This is a genomic window from Bacillus sp. M6-12 (assembly GCF_002860285.1).
GTDB lineage: Bacteria > Bacillota > Bacilli > Bacillales > DSM-1321 > Peribacillus.
The window spans coordinates 252049-269138 of sequence record NZ_PGVF01000016.1 but is presented as its reverse complement, the minus strand read 5'-3'; the positions used below and the strand labels follow the sequence as shown (position 1 = coordinate 269138).

The following is a 17090-nucleotide window of genomic DNA, read 5'->3' as shown; positions in this document are numbered from 1 at the left end:
AAACCGTCTTTCCATCTTCTCTCATGCGAGAAAAGAACGTATCCGGTATTAGCTCCGGTTTCCCGAAGTTATCCCAGTCTTACAGGCAGGTTGCCCACGTGTTACTCACCCGTCCGCCGCTGACTATCAGGAGCAAGCTCCATCAAGTCCGCTCGACTTGCATGTATTAGGCACGCCGCCAGCGTTCGTCCTGAGCCAGGATCAAACTCTCCGAAGAAATGTTTGACTTGCTCATGTGCTTTTTTAGTGTGTGCTCACTATTACTTAAAACGTTGGCGCTTTGTTTTGTTCAGTTTTCAAAGAGCAATCTTGTTCGACTTTATTATCTTAACATAACCTTAAGTGGTTGTCAACTTCCGCGAAGTTAGTTTAACAAATAACTTCGTAAGCGACTTCAATATCATATCGTGATCAAACAAAAAAGTCAACATCTTTTTTTAAAAATATTCATTTCAAAATCTTTTCTGCGTCGCTCCGTAAAGAAGCAACTCATTTATAATACACTCTTATAAATTTGAGGTCAACATTTTTTTAAAAAAATTATGAAATACAATATTCGTTCAAACGTTTGACCCCATCTTCAGCTCATCCTAAAAGGGCAGAAACCGTATCACCCGCTTCCGCCCTCTACCATCGCAATTAACGAAACATAAACTGCATCATCACATGAGCTGCAAGCCTGCTTGTCATATCACGAAAATCTTTTGACGGATCAATTTCAACAATGTCCATCGCTTTTACTTTCTCAAAACGGGAGGCTGCAGCTATGCTGGACAGAAGTTCCCTGCTCGTCAATCCTCCAGGACCGATAGCAGGACAACCAGGTGCGAACGCCTGGTCAACGACGTCCATATCTACTGAAAAATAAATAAAATCCACTTTCTTTGATAACCTCTCCATTTCCTTCTTTATTATAGTAAGCAGACCTGATTCCTCAATATCAGCCATTGTGTATACAGATATCCCTTTTTCTGCTGTATAGTACCGGTATTTTTTCGCATTGGAAAAATCGCGGATTCCTATTTGAATGAGATTTTCTCCAAGCAACAAGCCATCTTCCACAAGGCTTCTGAAGGGTGTACCGTTAGTACGGCCACCGTCCTCCAAGTTGCGTACATCGTGATGGGGATCCCATTGAATCACTCCGACCGATCCGTATTTTTCTTTAAAGGCACGGATAGAAGGGAAGCTGACACCATGGTCTCCCCCCAAAACAATATATCGCTTACAGGAATTGGTCGAAATCATTTCTTTTACACTTACATAAAGCCGGTTAAGTGTATCTTCCACATCAATCGGATGAGTGATAACATCACCGAAATCAAGTATATGATATTCTTGATAATCCGTGTCCTTTTCACCAGAATAAGTGGAGTAGTAACCCAGGCAGGATCTGATTGCCGCAGGGGCATCCGCCGCTTGAGATAAGGATATGGACGACTTGGAAAAAGGGAGTCCAATTAATCCGATTTCACCTTTGCTTCCCGAAACATAGGGAGAGATGCATTCCTTAACCTTTGTTACATATTGGTCTTTAAATACCGCCGCTTTTCCCGGCTGCAGAAAACTGAATTTCTCCATAAGTTTCCCTCTTCCATATTTTTCTTCCGGCATAATAAACGCTTTCCGCATGATTAACACCGAAATGGTATGGCAAGTATAAATAATTTGGAATGTCCCAAATCACGAAATTAGCCGGGTGACCGGTTTCAATAAAACCTGCTTCTTCCCCTTTTCCGATCGAATGGGCTGCATTAACGGTTACAGCATTCCATATTTCTTCAGCTGTCATCTTCAGCTTCAAGGCAGCAAGCGACATAATCATCTGTAAATTCTCCGTTACACAGCTCCCGGGATTAAAATCTGTTGCAAGAGCTACCGCAGCGCCTTCATCAATCATCTTTCGGGCGCGTGCATAATGATCCTTTCCGAGATAAAAGGTTGTTCCCGGAAGGAGCACAGCTACTGTATCACTGTTGCCAAGCGCTTGGATTCCTTCATCAGAGGCTGCTACTAAATGGTCTGCACTGACCGCTCCAAGTGAAACTGCAAGTTCCGCTCCTCCTAGTGAGTCGATTTCATCGGCATGGATCTTCAGCCGGAAGCCTTTTTCTTTAGCAGCTTCTAAAAATCTCCTGGACTGTTCTATTGTAAAAACGCCCGTTTCGCAAAAAATATCAACAAACTGTGCGAATTCTTCCTTTTTAATTTCATCTAACAGCTCTATCATTTCATCCAAAAAAAGATCCTCTTCCCCTCTGTATGCTGAAGGAACGGCATGCGGCCCCAAAAAAGTGGCAGTAATCGAGACTGGATATTTTTCCCTAAGCCGCTTTATGACCTTTAACTGCTTTAGTTCGGTTTCCCTAGTTAGTCCATAACCGCTTTTCGCTTCCAAAGTTGTAGTTCCAAAGGAAATCATCCTTTCTAAATGAAAAGATGCTTTTTCCAGCAATTTCTCTTCACTAGTCCCAGCTGTCGATGCCACAGTGGAATGGATGCCGCCGCCGTTTGCCAGAATTTCTAAATAGGGAACACCCGTCTGTTTTAACGCAAGCTCATTTTCCCGTGACCCGCCAAAAACCAGATGTGTATGCGGATCAACCAATCCAGGTGACACTACCTTACCACTGGCATCGATCACTTCTTTCGCAATAATACCGGGCGTTTCCTCGTTTAAACCAATCCAGGCTACTTTTCCATCTAAAACGGCTAACGCAGCATTTTGCTTTACTGGGAGAACCTTCATTTCTTCCCCTTTTAATGGGTGTGATGAATATCTTGGCAGGATTAATTGCCCTATATTCCGTATAAGTAAATCATATTGCATAAAACCTCCTCCTTTCCTTAAAAATCATTTCTGCAGCATTGGAATATCGACGCCTTTTTCCCTTGCGACTTCAATTGCTTTATCATAGCCGGCATCTGCATGGCGGGCGATACCCATTCCAGGATCTGTCGTCAATACGCGCTGCAGTCTTTCTTTGGCAAGTTCAGTCCCATCAGCAACCGCAACCATTCCAGCATGCAGGGAATAGCCCATCCCCACGCCGCCGCCATGGTGGACGGAGATCCAAGAACCGCCTGCAGCGACATTGATGAGAGCATTTAAGATAGCCCAATCGCCAACAGCATCGCTTCCATCCTTCATTGCTTCTGTTTCCCTGTTTGGAGATGCTACAGAACCGCAGTCCAAATGGTCGCGCCCGATTACAATGGGTGCCTTTAATTCGCCTTTTTTCACAAGCTCATTGATGGCAAGACCCATCTTGACCCGCTCTCCGTACCCGAGCCAGCAAATACGGGATGGAAGCCCTTGGAACTCGACTTTTTTTTGAGCCATATCAATCCAGCGCAGCAGAGGTTCATTTTCAGGAAACAACTCTTTTATCAGGGCATCGGTACGGTAAATGTCTGCAGGATCCCCGGACAAAGCTGCCCAGCGGAACGGTCCCTTTCCTTCGCAAAATAAAGGACGGATGTATGCCGGCACAAAGCCCGGGAAATTGAAGGCATTCGCCTCCCCTTCATCCTTAGCAACCTGTCTGATGTTATTTCCATAATCAAAAACAATAGCTCCTCTATTCTGGAACGCAAGCATAGCTGCAACATGATTAGCCATGGAGTGACAAGCTTTTCTTTCATATTCCTTCGGATTATTTTGGCGTAATAAATCTGCTTCCTCCAAAGAGAGACCTTCCGGGATATAGCCATTTAACGGATCATGGGTAGAGGTTTGGTCTGTAACTATATCAATTTGAATGTTCTTTTTCAAAAGCTGATGGTGCACCTCTGCGGCATTTCCGACAAGCCCAATCGAAAGAGCTTCCCCCTTTATCCTTGCTTCTAGTGCCCAGACAATGGCTTCATCAATAGAACGCGTCATTCTGTCGCAATAACGGGTTTCAATCCTTTTTTGAATCCTCTCGGGATCAACTTCTACAGCGAGACAAACTCCGCCATTCATCGTAACAGCCAACGGCTGCGCTCCCCCCATTCCTCCTAGACCTGCCGTTAGAGTAATGGTATTTTTTAAAGATCCGCCGAAATGCTGGCGGGCTACTTCCGCAAACGTTTCATATGTTCCCTGCAAAATGCCCTGCGTTCCAATATAGATCCAGCTGCCGGCTGTCATTTGTCCGTACATCATTAAACCTTTTTTATCCAGATCATGAAAATGGTCCCAATTAGCCCACTTTGGCACTAATACAGAATTCGATAAAAGCACACGAGGAGCGGCAGCATGTGTTTTAAAAACAGCCACCGGTTTTCCTGATTGCACAAGCATCGTTTCATCATTTTCCAGCCTTCTCAAGGTTTCTGCAATCGCATCAAAGGATTCCCAGTTTCTTGCCGCTTTACCTATACCGCCATATACAACGAGTTCCTCAGGCTTTTCGGCCACCTCAGGATCTAAGTTGTTATATAGCATCCTCAAAGCTGCTTCCTGTTCCCAGCCTTTACATTCCAGTTCCAGTCCTTTTTTTGCCTTTACGGTACGCTTTGAAGTTGTTGACATCTTATTTATCTCCTTTGCTTTCAGAATTTTATTAAATGGTGTTTTTAATAATTCCTTGGCCTCGCTTTTCTTCCATTAAACCTGTCCAGCACCCATTATTTTTTTTAAGCCAATCAGCCAGCCTTTCGATATCTTCCGAAAATACACGATCTTCCGTAATTGACGGGACTATCATTCTCGCTTCCTCATAAAATAACCTTGTTTGCGGGGACATTTTATCTACTCCCCGATATTGGACTGCCTGCAAAGCACATATACACTCGATTGCCAAAACTCTGCGGACGTTTTGGATAATGCTGTAGGCATGGCGGGCAGCGATTGTACCCATGCTCACGTGGTCCTCCTGATTGGCAGAGGAAGGGATGGAGTCTACACTTGCAGGATGCGCAAGAGTCTTGTTTTCTGAAACCAGGGAGGCTGCACAATATTGCATGATCATCGCCCCAGATTGAAGGCCCGGCTGAGAACTTAAAAATGGCGGCAAATCATTTAATTGCGGATTAACAAGTCTTTCGATCCGGCGTTCAGAAATGCTCGCCAGCTCAGCAGCTGCAATTTTCATAAAATCCATCGCGATTGCAATTGGCTGCCCATGAAAATTCCCTCCCGAAATAATCGTTTCACCCCCATCAAAAATTAACGGGTTATCGGTAGCAGCATTTACCTCTATCTCAAGCTTTTCTTTTACATAATCAAAAGCCTGCCATGAAGCACCATGTACCTGCGGGATGCACCGAAGCGAATAAGCATCCTGAACCCGTTTCTCTCCTTGCCTTGTTATCAGATTGCTCCCTGATAACATCACACGCATACGTTTTGCAACTGCTATTTGCTGCGGATAGCCGCGCGCTTCATGTATAGCCGGATGGAACGCGTCAATAATCCCCTCAAGCCCCTCCATTGTAAGGGCAGCGATCATTTCGCTCTGATATCCCAATTCATTAGCCTCCAGCCAGTTAATTACGCCCATTGCTGTCATTGCCTGGGTTCCATTGATTAAGGCAAGCCCTTCTTTTGCCTGCAACATGATCGGGTTTACCCTCGCTTGATTGTACGCTTCCTCAGTGGAGCATATTTTTCCGTTGTAATGAACCTTCCCTTCACCTATAAGTACAAGCGCAAGATGCGAAAGCGGCGCTAAGTCTCCCGAAGCGCCAAGTGACCCCTGTTGAGGAATGACCGGATGAATCTTGCAGTTTAATAAACCAACAAGCCTTTCTGCTATGACCGGGCGTATGCCAGAAAATCCTTTTAACAATGCATTCAGCCTGAGCAAAACCATTGCCCTTGAAACAATTTCGGGAAAAGGTTCACCGACTCCACAGGCATGTGAACGAATCAAGTTTAATTGAAGAAGGTTAACATCATCCTCCTCGATAATCACATCGCTGAATTTGCCAAAACCTGTATTAATGCCGTAAATCGTACGCTTTTCAGCAACTATTTTTTCAACTGCTGCCCTGCTTTCTTGAACTTTCCGCATGCTTTCAGGGCAAATCGAGACCAGTTCCTCCCCATAACAAACTCGCCTTATCTGTTCTAAAGTTAATGAATAGCCTGTCAATTCAATCATTCCTGATCCTCCTAATTTCAAAAGTGAAGCGGCCGGACAGTGGAAGAACAGCTTTGACCGCAGTGTTGTATCTAAAACTGCTTTACAGCCTTCGTCCTATAGCGCGGCTAGTACCCTATCTCCGATCTAAAGTTTTCTTTCGTGAGATGAATTAGTTCAGCTTTGTTCACTGTCCTTTACGCCGGAGCTTTATTATTCTGCAAGTATGCTGACCGCTGGTACTAGACATTAAAAAAAGGAGACGATAATGGCATAGTGATACCATCATCGCCTCCTATTTGACTATTGGACTCTAGGCAATGTTTTTATATATGATTAATTCCCAAACCAATTGTTTCGTGCTCCAGCCCTTTAACAGGAGCCCCAATTGTTCCATAAAAAGCAACAGAGATCCATTCTCCTTCCGCTTTTTCTGCATATGGAACTCCGCGGACTACGGAAAACCGCAGGCCGACTGTTCTGCTCATTTCGCCGATTGCAGGCTGATCCCTTGTCACACCTTTAATCGCTTCTAAAATGGCGTGATACAATGCATGCGTTTCCCTGTAAAGACCGTCATGAATGATCCCATTTCTCTTAGCAGCCGTTTCTACAGCTGAAATCACCTTTTGCATATTCATGGATCCTACTTTTCCCTGGCAGAATCTCACATCATTTAGGGAAGGCCGGAAATAATCCAGCTCCTCATCAGTCAGTGAGGCCAGCAGAACCGCTATTTTACCAATTGCGATCTTTTGACTCATATATTCACCATTTTCCGAATCTTTACTATTAACTAATAACTTACTTATATTTTATTTGCACTAAATTCCTGATGTCAATGTTTTTGGAAAATTTTAGTTTACTAATATATCACCATGATAGTATAATAAAGCGTTACATAACAAAACTGCCGGCTAAAAACTTTATCTTATTTAAGTCTGCAAAAAGCTTATTTCTTTTTTTCTGCTGAAAAGCGGCAGAGCTGTGCCGATTGTTAGGGTTAAGAAAAACTAATTAAAACACTTAGGAATATGTATTGTCAGCTTCTCTCAACCCCCTTTTCATTGTGTTAGCATGTGCAAACAGGTTTCCATCCACCGCTGGAGGATAACTCAAGATTGGTTGCTGTCCAAAAGAAAAACCAGCACAGGGCTGGCCTCGAAATCTAGACATGAAACACTTCATACAATTCTTCTGGTATTTCTGAAATAAACGGGTTCAATTCACCCGGGCATAAAACATGAAGCTCATGCATCGCCCTCGTGCAAGCTGTATAAAATAATTTCCGCTCACTTTCCTTTTCATACCGGCCTCTCGAACCGTTATAAATGACCACTGCATCAAATTCTATCCCCTTCGCCAAATAGGAGGGAATCACAATTACTCCCGATTCGAACGTTGAGCTTCCTCGCCCGACCAGCCGCACCTCGGCAATATCTCTAATTGCATTGAACGCTTCATTGCTTTCCTCTTCATTTTTGCAAATAACGGCTATGGTTTCATAACCTTTCGCACGAAAATCATAAATTGATTTAGCTGCTCCTGCAGCAAGTTCATGTTTTGACTTTATCATGGTCACACGCGGTTTGCTCCCATTTCGGTTAAAAGGTTCAATATTTTCCCCGCCCGGAATAAAGGCTCTTGTGAAATCCGAAATTTGCCGAGTTGAACGATAACTCCGCTTCAGTAAAATCGATTCTGTCTTCTCAGGATCGTACAAAGATGCCAGAACCTCAAGACCTGTTTTCTTCGAGTGATCATAAATCATTTGATTCGTATCACCAAGCACAGTCATTCTGCTGCGCGGAAACAGCCGTTTGATAAACGCAAGCTGGAACGGAGAGTAGTCCTGGGCTTCATCAATAAACACATGACGGATCATCCTATTTGTCCGGAATCCTTCTAATTCTTCCTTGAGATACAAGAACGGGCATGAATCTTCATATAATATCTGTTCATTGTCCAGCTTACTGTTTGTAAGCCCGCAAATGCCTTCCCAATTCTGCGGCAGGCCATAAGGAAAGATAAACGCTGTAAGCTCCTCGCTCCCGCTAAAAATTTGCCGGTACATTCCTCTTACATCCAGATAGGTTAAAGCTTTAACTTCTTTATAAAGTTCTCTAAAGCTTTTCCTCACTACATAAGCTGAAAGAAGCCTTTGCTCCCTTTCGAAATCATCAAATGTATTCTCTGCAAAACGTTTTTTCTCATTTAATTTCCGGTAAAAAGCAGCATATTCCTCTTTTTCCAGATACTGAATCTCTTCCTCTACCCATTCTTTTTTCGCCTCTGCTTTTTCCAGTAATTTCAACTCCTTTAACAGCCACTCGTTAACAATCTTTAACCGGTCAGGAATTTTTAATTTTGCTGGAGTTTCATAAAAAACCTTTTCTATTTCAGAATAAGAAATTAAGACTTTTTCCCGAAAAAGTATATCGCTGAATATCAGCCCTTTCACACCAAGCTGTTTTATATAAAGATCGAGTGTCTGAATAAAATTAAGCCCTGATTTAAGCCGAATGCTTTCCAGCCTGTCTTTGTATTGATGATCTTCGTCTTTTGACAGCATATACTCCATTTGCTGAAAAAAATCCTCTAGCACCCATTCATCCGAAAGATGGCTTTCAAGAAACTGCTGAAAAGTGGCTTGCTGCATATTCTCTTCCCCAAGCTCAGGCAAGACATTTGATACATAACTATTGAACATCGGATTTGGCGAAAACAGCAAAATATTTTCTGCTTCCAGGCTGTCTCTGTATCTATAAAGCAAATAAGCAATTCTTTGCAGAGCGGCAGAAGTTTTTCCGCTCCCCGCTGCCCCCTGGACAACAAGCAATCTGCTTTTATCATTGCGGATAATTCGATTCTGTTCCTTCTGTATCGTGGCGACTATACTCTTCATCTGGCTGTCAGCCTGTTTGCCAAGTACCTCCTGCAGCAGCTCGTCTCCTATCGTTACTCCAGTATCAAACATACTGATAATAGAACTGTTTTTAATCACATATTGCCTTTTTAGTTCAAGCAAACCTTGAATCGTTCCGAAAGGCGCGTTATACGCTGCACTCCCAAGAGAGTAGTCATAATAAACACTCGAAATGGGAGCACGCCAATCATAAACTAGGAACATGTCTGTTTCTTCATCAAAATAAGAGCCAATCCCAATATAAATTTTTTCCGGCTCAGTTTCATTTTCTTCCTTAAAATCTATCCGGCCAAAATAAGGAGAGTTCTTTAGCCTTCTCAATATATTTAATTGCTTGTCATTATGGCCGCGCCTGCGCTCTCGTTCAGCAAGGAGCTCCGCCTGCTGTATTATGCTTGTATGCGTTTCATGGATGTCATCAGGAGTATCAAGATTGACCCTGACATCTTCCCAAAAACTTTGCCTAATATCATTGATTTCAGTTTCCGTTAAACCGCTTAAGTCATTTACTAAGTTCACTTCTCTGCCGATCTTCACAGAAACAGCATTAACTCTCTCCTGCTCTTTTTGAAGCTCATAATTCCACGCATCCATGAAATCTCTCCTTTACAGCCAATTTAGCAAGAAATAATTTGACAAAGATACTCTATTCATCTATAATATATAATAGAGTTACTATACATTAAAAAACAAATAGACTCACCTCGTTAATATTACCACATTTTTCTTCCTCATTCAATAAATCCTGAAAACCATACTATCTTCTTCCCTTATTGCAGTTTTAATCTCTTTCTTGGTTTATCTTACTTCATAAAATTTTACTCCTTTTTTCCGACTAAATTACCTGCCTGCATCTGTTTTAAAAGACCATCCCAATGTTGCTTGTAGAAAAATGGTATAATTTAACGAACTTTAAAATTTGAAAATTCAAAATTAATAGTTTAATATAATAGCTGTAAGTTTGGAAACGCTTTCATATCTTCACCATGAAATACATAATGACTATAAACTTTTATTAGGAGGGTATTCATGGCAAATATCACATTGGAAGTAAGTGAAAAGCTGCAGAAATTCTTACAGGGGCCAAAGAAACTTTATATTAATGGCGAGTTCGTAGCCAGCGTCTCCAACAAGACGTTTTCAACTCCGAATCCTGCTACAGGAGAATTATTGGCGGAGGTATATGAGGCTGACCGTGCAGATATTGATGCGGCTGTAAGGGCAGCAAGAAAGGCTTTTGACGAGGGCCCATGGTCTAAAATGTCCGCTGCCGAACGCAGCCGGTGCATGTATAAGCTTGCTGACTTAATGGAAGAGCATAAGACGGAGCTTGCACAGCTGGAAACTTTGGACAACGGAAAGCCGATTGGCGAGACCTCTAATGCAGACGTACCTCTTGCCATAGAACACATGCGTTATTATGCTGGCTGGGCCACTAAAATTGTAGGTCAAACAATTCCGGTAAGCGGAAATTATTTTAACTATACAAGACACGAAGCCGTAGGGGTTGTGGGCCAGATTATCCCTTGGAACTTCCCTTTGCTGATGGCTATGTGGAAGCTCGGTGCTGCACTTGCAACGGGATGTACAGTTGTTCTGAAGCCCGCTGAGCAAACACCTCTTTCCGCTCTTTACCTGGCTGAACTGATAGAGGAAGCAGGATTCCCGGCAGGTGTTATCAATATCCTTCCTGGCTTTGGCGAAACTGCCGGGCAAGCTCTTGTTGATCATCCATTGGTCGATAAAATTGCCTTTACAGGGTCTACCCAGGTCGGAAAGCTAATCATGCGAAATGCAGCTTCAAGCTTAAAGCGGGTTACTCTGGAGCTGGGCGGAAAGTCACCGAACATCATCCTGCCTGATGCAGATATGTCAAAAGCGATCCCAGGTGCCTTAAATGGTGTTATGTTTAACCAGGGCCAGGTATGCTGCGCAGGCTCGAGGGTTTTCATCCAAAAGAAGCATTACGATAATGTTGTAGCAGATATGGTTTCTCACGCAAAGAATATTAGGCAGGGTTCCGGACTTGATCCTGAAACACAAATCGGGCCTCTTGTATCCCGCGAACAGCAAAACCGAGTGCTTGGCTATATCGAAAAAGGAGTTAGCGAGGGCGCAGAGGTACTTGTAGGCGGCAGCAAGCCTCAGGATGATGGATACTTTGTATCTCCTACCATCTTTGCAGCTGTAAAGGATGAAATGACTATCGCCAGGGAAGAAATCTTTGGTCCTGTCATCGCGGCAATGCCTTTTGAAGACTTGGATGAGGTAATTAAACGTGCTAACGAAAGTGAATATGGCCTTGCTGCAGGACTATGGACACGTGATATTTCCAATGCCCATTATGTGGCTAGCAAGCTTCGTGCAGGAACTGTCTGGGTAAACTGCTACAACGCCTTTGATGCTGCTTCTCCTTTTGGCGGTTACAAGCAATCAGGTCTTGGCCGAGAAATGGGATCTTATGCACTGAACAACTATACTGAAGTAAAGAGCGTGTGGATAAACCTTAACTAATACTACTATTCAACATAAGTATGCTAAAAAAGGCCAGTTAACAAAAATTGGCCTTTTTGCATTGTTATAATTAAGATTAGTTATTTAAACCACCCGTATATCACAGCTTCCTGCCGCTGCTTTCCCCAGGTGCCGATTCCATATATAACTGAAGCAAAAGATCGACAAATAAAACCGCCCTCGCATTGTATGATGTGATGCTATATGATACATCAAGCGGTTCTCTTGATCCGTAAATAGGCAAAATAATATCCGACATTTTACCGAGTGAACTTTCACGATTACTCGTTATCGCCACAATTTTAACTCCCTGCCTTTTGGCGATTAGCGCTTTTGATATTGGATACGAAGATTCACCAGACCGCGAAAACACCACCATCATCTGGCTTTTTTCCAATTGGTTCATATATATTCCACCTGGGGCACTTACATTTACTAACCAAGCATCTTTACCAATAATCTGGAAACGTTGGGTAAAATAATTTGCGATAATCTCTGAAATGCCTGATCCGCAAACGCCAATCTGTTTTGACTCTGAAAGCATTTGAATAAAACTATCCACATCAGCTTCTTTTATCTGCTGTATAGTTTTTTCATAGCCTTCTTTGAAAGAATCAGCCAATATATACGCAGTATTTTTAATAGAAGACTGCCCTTTATCCTGGTTTGCATCTAGAGAATCGTATTGATTTTTCAAATAAAACTTTAACTCGCTATATCCGCTCAGACCAAGCTTTGCACACAATCTTGAAACGCTGGAAGTAGAAACAAAATTATTTTTCGCCGCTTCACGAATACTATAATTTTGCAATTCATTAATACGGTCTATTAAATCAGCTAAAATTGTGTACTCTGTATCATTGATAGTATCCCCGACAGTCGAAAGAATTTTGTTCAGAAGCAATCGTTTCATTGAGGCAACAACTTCCTTTCTATTTTTTCTATTATAGAATAGGAAAACCAAGAAAGAAATCTGGAAAATAATAGACTGCAATAATAAAAAACAGACCTGAACAATAGTCCAGGTCAATTCTTGCATATAATGTTAATTTAAAGCTGGCCAAAATTCTTTATTTGCTTCGATTAACTCATCTAGCACAGTTTTTGCAACTTCCACTGATGGGAAGGTTTTATTAAGTGCGAACGCCTGCAGAGCTTTTTGATAAGATCCTTCAAGTGAAGCTTCAACCAGCAGCTTTTCAGAAGCCAGCTGCTGCTCAATTAATCCCTTGTAGAATAATCCAATTGGTTCAAGTCTGACTGGCTCAGGTCCTCGGCTTGTTACATATGCTGGTATTTCAACCATTGCATCTGCAGGAAGGTTAGGAATGGCACCATTATTTTCTACAATCAGCAGGAATCGTTTTCTTTGGTCAAAAGCGATGGACATAGCTACATCAACGATAAACGTACCGTGTACGCCCACTTTAAAACCTTCCTTAAATTCACCTGTTTGTTCTAAATGTTCGATTGAATCAAAGAGATTTTGTTCGCGGTTATCCATTACACGGTTGGCCCTTGTGTATTCCGGATTTTGCTGTTCCACTATTGTTTTCGGAATCAAGTAATATTGTAGATAAGAGCTTGGCAAATACTCAGGGAACAACTTAAGCATTTTTGCTACATTTGTGTGGGCCTTAATCCAGTCTATATCGGAATGCTGAAGGTCCTTGGATTGCTCAGGTGTAACAAGACCATGCTCACTCATGTATTCCCGAAGCTCTCCCATGCGGCTTTCACCTTTAACATAAACATCAGTGAACCAGCCAAAGTGGTTTAAACCAAAATAGTCTACTTCAATTTCGTCATATTCACAGCCGATTATTTCTGCCATTCTCAGCATCATTCCAATTGGCATATCACAAATATTCAGGATGCGGGCATTTGGGCGCATTTTCCTAATTGCTTCTGCTACAATGGCTGCCGGATTGGAGTAATTGATGATCCAAGCATCAGGAGCATATTCGGCCGCAAAATCGCAAAGCTCAAGCATTGGGCCAATGGTTCGCATTCCATACGCCATTCCTCCTGGGCCGCAAGTTTCCTGGCCAACTACTCCATTGCTGAACGGAATTTTTTCATCTTTTTCCCTCATTGCATTGCCGCCTACGCGCAGCTGGGCAAAAATAAAGTCTGCACCCTCAAATGCTTGTTTTGGATCGGTTGTCGCACTGATTTTTACATTTGGATTAAACTCCTGGACAACCTTTTCTGTTATAAGAGCTACTTTTCTCTGACGTTCTTCATTAATATCGTAAAGACGGATTTCGCTTACAGGAAATTCTTGTTTTTTAAGCATTAGAGCTTTCACAATTCCTGGTGTATATGTTGAGCCTCCGCCTGCTACTGCTATTTTAAAAGTTTTCATTATATAGCACCTCTTTGTTAGTTTTTACTCTCCCATTTGCTTGTCTACTGCGCTTCGATACTCAGATACCTTCATACCAAACACAATATGGAATTCTTCTTCTGATGGCTGGGACATGCCAAGAGAATCTGGAAGTTTTTTAAGCGCATTTTTATTTACCAATGCAGGGTCCTTCACAAAAACACGAAGCCGCGAAATACAGTTTGTATAGTCTTTGATATTTTCTCTTCCGCCAAGATGTTCAATAAGCTTGCTTGCTACTTCATGTCTATCTGTTTTCTGTATAATTAGCTTAGACGCAGCTACTTCTGCTATCAGTACCTCGTCTGTGTCATCCTCTGGCTCACGCCCAGGAGTCATGATATTAAACTTCTCTATATACCACTTGAATGTGATTAAGTAGATAAAGAACATGGCTATACCTACAACAAAAATAGGAACCCACGTAGATTTATGTCCCTGGAATACACCGTTAAATATTAATTCGATGATGTTGTTTCCACCCAGATATGACGCATTAACCATGTCAAGAATAGCAAATGAAAGTCCTGTTAATGCAGCATGGATGACAAATAATCCAGGTGCCAGGAACATGAATAAGAATTCAAATGGCTCGGTAACACCTGCAAAGAAAGATGCACTTGCTGCTGAAATGACAATAACCTTAGCCCTGTTTTTATTTTTAGCAGCTAAGTAAATACCCAATAATGCACCCGGGATACCAAATACTTTGATTGGTGTCGCACCTTGTCCAAGCCAGACACGGGTGATGTCCGATAAATCGCCGCTGAATTCACCACATCCTAGTGCTCCGGTAGTAATCGCTTTTGTACCTGTGAATACTTCACCGCAAATTTCTTTTACTCCGCCTACTGGAGTAAAGTGGGCTAAAGAGTACCACACATGGTGGAGCCCGGTTGGAATAAGGATCCTTTCAATGAATCCGAACAAGAATGATCCAACAACACCTGCCCCGGTCACAAGTTGGGCAGCTTTATAAATACCACCGCCGATATAAGGCCAAACGAACGGAATCGCAATACCCACCAGCATAAAGATGAATCCTGTTACGATCGGAGGAAAATGCTTACCTTGATAAAAACTGAAAATCATAGGCAATGATTGATCGCGGAAACGTTTCGTCGCCCATGCAGCAACCGTACCAACGAGCACTCCGCCTAAAACACCTGTATCAATTGTTTGAATTCCAAGCACGAAAGTCTGCATTGCTTTTCTCATATCAAGCGTTTGCGTTATGCTGACCATATTGTTATCCCCGACTAGGACATCCGGACGGATTGCCATTCCGAAGCTGCTGATTGCCAAGCTTGAAAATGTAATCATGAATAGATAGCCAATTACCGAGGAGAATGCAGCGAGTTCTTTATTGCCCTTTTCTGACATTCCTATTGCAATCGAAACGGCAAATACTAATGGCATAAATCTGATAACAACCAATCCTGATTCACTTAACGCATTAGCGATAAATTGAATGGCAGTACTTCCTAAAAAGGGTGCAGCTTCGATAAAGTGAGGATTTTTCAAAACTGCTCCAAGTGTAAGAAGCAATACGAAGAATGACATAACCGCTACACCAAGAAGGAAAGACCTGCCCAGCATTGAAAAATAACTTTGTAATTTCTTTTTCACATAAATAACCCCCTTTTAACCCATTTAAATCTGAATACGCTTTCAACACCATCAATATATCACAATATTATTTTATATTTATCATTCTTGGAACATGTTTTGGCAACGGTTACAAGATTGAAACATGTTCCAACATCCACTCTTTTCATAGAAACCCAACCTTAAATTAGGCTACTATATTACTATAATATAAACTTGACTTCTATTAAACAGGAGGAACATATGATGGAAAAACATTATGATATCGTAATTGTCGGTGGCGGCCCTGCCGGCATTAATGCTGCGATTGCAGCGGGCCGAAGCAATAAAAAGGTATTATTGGTGGAAAGGCATGGATTTCTTGGCGGCATGTCGACAATTGCAAGCGTTTACCCTTGGATGACATTCCATACAGAAAATGGCGAACAAGTAATTAAAGGAATTGCAGAAGAAATCGTGCAGCGTTTAAAGGAACGCGGCGCTTCTCCAGGTCATCTTCGGGATACTTGCGGTTTCGTATATAGCGTTACACCGTATGATCCTGATGTATATAAGGTAGTTGCTGTTGAAATGCTGGAAGAAGCAAACGTGGATTTATTAGTTCATAGTTTTGTAGATAATTTGGAGGTGGTTGACAATCACATCTCCTACATTGAAATCACCTCTAAATCAGGCAGGGTGAAAGTGTTCGCAGATATCTTTATCGATACATCAGGCGATGCTGATCTCGCCTATCTTTCCGGAGCCCCTACATTAAAGGGCCGTGATGAGGATCAAAAAACACAGCCGCTGACAATGAAATTCCGGATGAGAGGCGTTAATCTGCAAAAAGTTAAGAAGGAAATGATTAAACACCCTGAAAACTTTTTCAGAAAGACTCCATTTGATGAGCTAGCTGATCTTCCTTTGACATCCGTTCAAGGGTTTTATAAGGAATGGAAGGAAGCAAACCTGCCAATTAACCGGGATCAGGTCCTGTTTTTTGCCGGTCCGGCAGAGGATGAAGTACTGGTTAATATGACGAGAGTCCAAGATCTTGATGCAACTAAGATTGAAGATTTAACGAAGGCAGAAATTGAAGGCCGGAAGCAGGTTTTAATGGTTGCCGATTTCCTTGTTAAATGGATACCTGGGTTTGAGAAGGCATCTATCTCAAGTACCGGTGCACAGATCGGAATAAGGGAGTCTAGGCGGATTGAAGGCGAATATATCCTCACTAAAGAAGATGTTATTGCAGGACGCAAGTTTGACGATGTTATTGCTAAAAGCGGCTATCCGATTGATATTCATGCACCGAGCGGCAATGGAATGGAAGTTGCCTGGGTCGAAGGTGACGGATCATTTGATATCCCGTACCGTACCCTTCTCGCAAAAAAGATTACCAATCTCTTAGTGGCAGGCCGATGCCTCTCTGCTTCCCATGAAGCTATGGCGACAACAAGATTAACCCCCAGCGCAATGGCGGCCGGGCAGGCTGCAGGAACAGCCGCGGCACTTGCAATCACAACGAACAAAAATGTTAATGAAATTGACATTAAAGAATTACAAAAGCAGCTTATTAAGGCTAATGCAGTGTTATAAA

General features: G+C 42.3%; 11 protein-coding genes and 1 rRNA gene. 2 read left to right on the top strand and 10 right to left on the bottom strand.

Translation table 11 applies throughout. From position 1 onward, the window contains the following. The 7 genes from CVD28_RS19480 to helD form a co-directional block, all read right to left on the bottom strand. Window positions 1-217: ribosomal RNA gene (locus CVD28_RS19480) — 16S ribosomal RNA — on the bottom strand; the annotation flags it as partial. A gap of 422 nt (window positions 218-639) precedes the next feature. Beyond that, window positions 640-1581: a formimidoylglutamase gene (gene hutG / locus CVD28_RS19475; RefSeq protein WP_101595475.1), complete on the bottom strand. Its 942-nt coding sequence runs from the start codon at window positions 1579-1581 to the stop codon at window positions 640-642. Further along, window positions 1535-2830, bottom strand: a complete 1296-nt coding sequence (gene hutI, locus CVD28_RS19470; protein ID WP_101595473.1) for an imidazolonepropionase — start codon at window positions 2828-2830, stop codon at window positions 1535-1537. The genes hutG and hutI overlap by 47 nt, the downstream gene beginning before the upstream one ends. A 24-nt stretch (window positions 2831-2854) precedes the next feature. Continuing rightward, on the bottom strand, window positions 2855-4519 hold the full coding sequence (hutU, locus tag CVD28_RS19465; protein ID WP_180954233.1) for a urocanate hydratase: 1665 nt from the start codon (window positions 4517-4519) through the stop codon (window positions 2855-2857). A 31-nt stretch (window positions 4520-4550) separates the two neighbouring features. Next, complete coding sequence (gene hutH, locus CVD28_RS19460) at window positions 4551-6092, bottom strand: histidine ammonia-lyase (RefSeq protein WP_101595467.1); 1542 nt, start codon at window positions 6090-6092, stop codon at window positions 4551-4553. 305 nt (window positions 6093-6397) lie between these two features. Continuing rightward, complete coding sequence (gene hutP / locus CVD28_RS19455; RefSeq protein ID WP_101595464.1) at window positions 6398-6835, bottom strand: hut operon transcriptional regulator HutP; 438 nt, start codon at window positions 6833-6835, stop codon at window positions 6398-6400. 404 nt (window positions 6836-7239) lie between these two features. Continuing rightward, entirely contained in the window at window positions 7240-9591 is a 2352-nt protein-coding gene (gene helD / locus CVD28_RS19450) for an RNA polymerase recycling motor HelD (RefSeq protein ID WP_101595460.1), read from the bottom strand. Window positions 9592-10026: 435 nt separating this feature from the next. Between helD and CVD28_RS19445 the strand changes: the two genes are divergently transcribed. After that, complete coding sequence (locus tag CVD28_RS19445; protein ID WP_101595457.1) at window positions 10027-11511, top strand: aldehyde dehydrogenase family protein; 1485 nt, start codon at window positions 10027-10029, stop codon at window positions 11509-11511. Window positions 11512-11611: 100 nt separating this feature from the next. Here CVD28_RS19445 and CVD28_RS19440 read toward each other — a convergent pair whose 3' ends face one another. The 3 genes from CVD28_RS19440 to CVD28_RS19430 form a co-directional block, all read right to left on the bottom strand. After that, window positions 11612-12424: a MurR/RpiR family transcriptional regulator gene (locus CVD28_RS19440; protein ID WP_180954232.1), complete on the bottom strand. Its 813-nt coding sequence runs from the start codon at window positions 12422-12424 to the stop codon at window positions 11612-11614. 132 nt (window positions 12425-12556) lie between these two features. Further along, on the bottom strand, window positions 12557-13879 hold the full coding sequence (locus CVD28_RS19435; RefSeq protein ID WP_101595449.1) for a 6-phospho-alpha-glucosidase: 1323 nt from the start codon (window positions 13877-13879) through the stop codon (window positions 12557-12559). Window positions 13880-13903: 24 nt separating this feature from the next. Beyond that, on the bottom strand, window positions 13904-15529 hold the full coding sequence (locus CVD28_RS19430) for a PTS transporter subunit EIIC (protein WP_101595447.1): 1626 nt from the start codon (window positions 15527-15529) through the stop codon (window positions 13904-13906). Window positions 15530-15751: 222 nt separating this feature from the next. Here CVD28_RS19430 and CVD28_RS19425 point away from each other — a divergent pair, with 222 nt between their 5' ends. Then, window positions 15752-17089 carry an FAD-dependent oxidoreductase gene (locus CVD28_RS19425; RefSeq protein ID WP_101595443.1) on the top strand — a complete coding sequence of 446 codons (1338 nt, stop codon included), beginning with the start codon at window positions 15752-15754 and terminating at the stop codon, window positions 17087-17089. Window position 17090 lies beyond the last annotated feature (1 nt).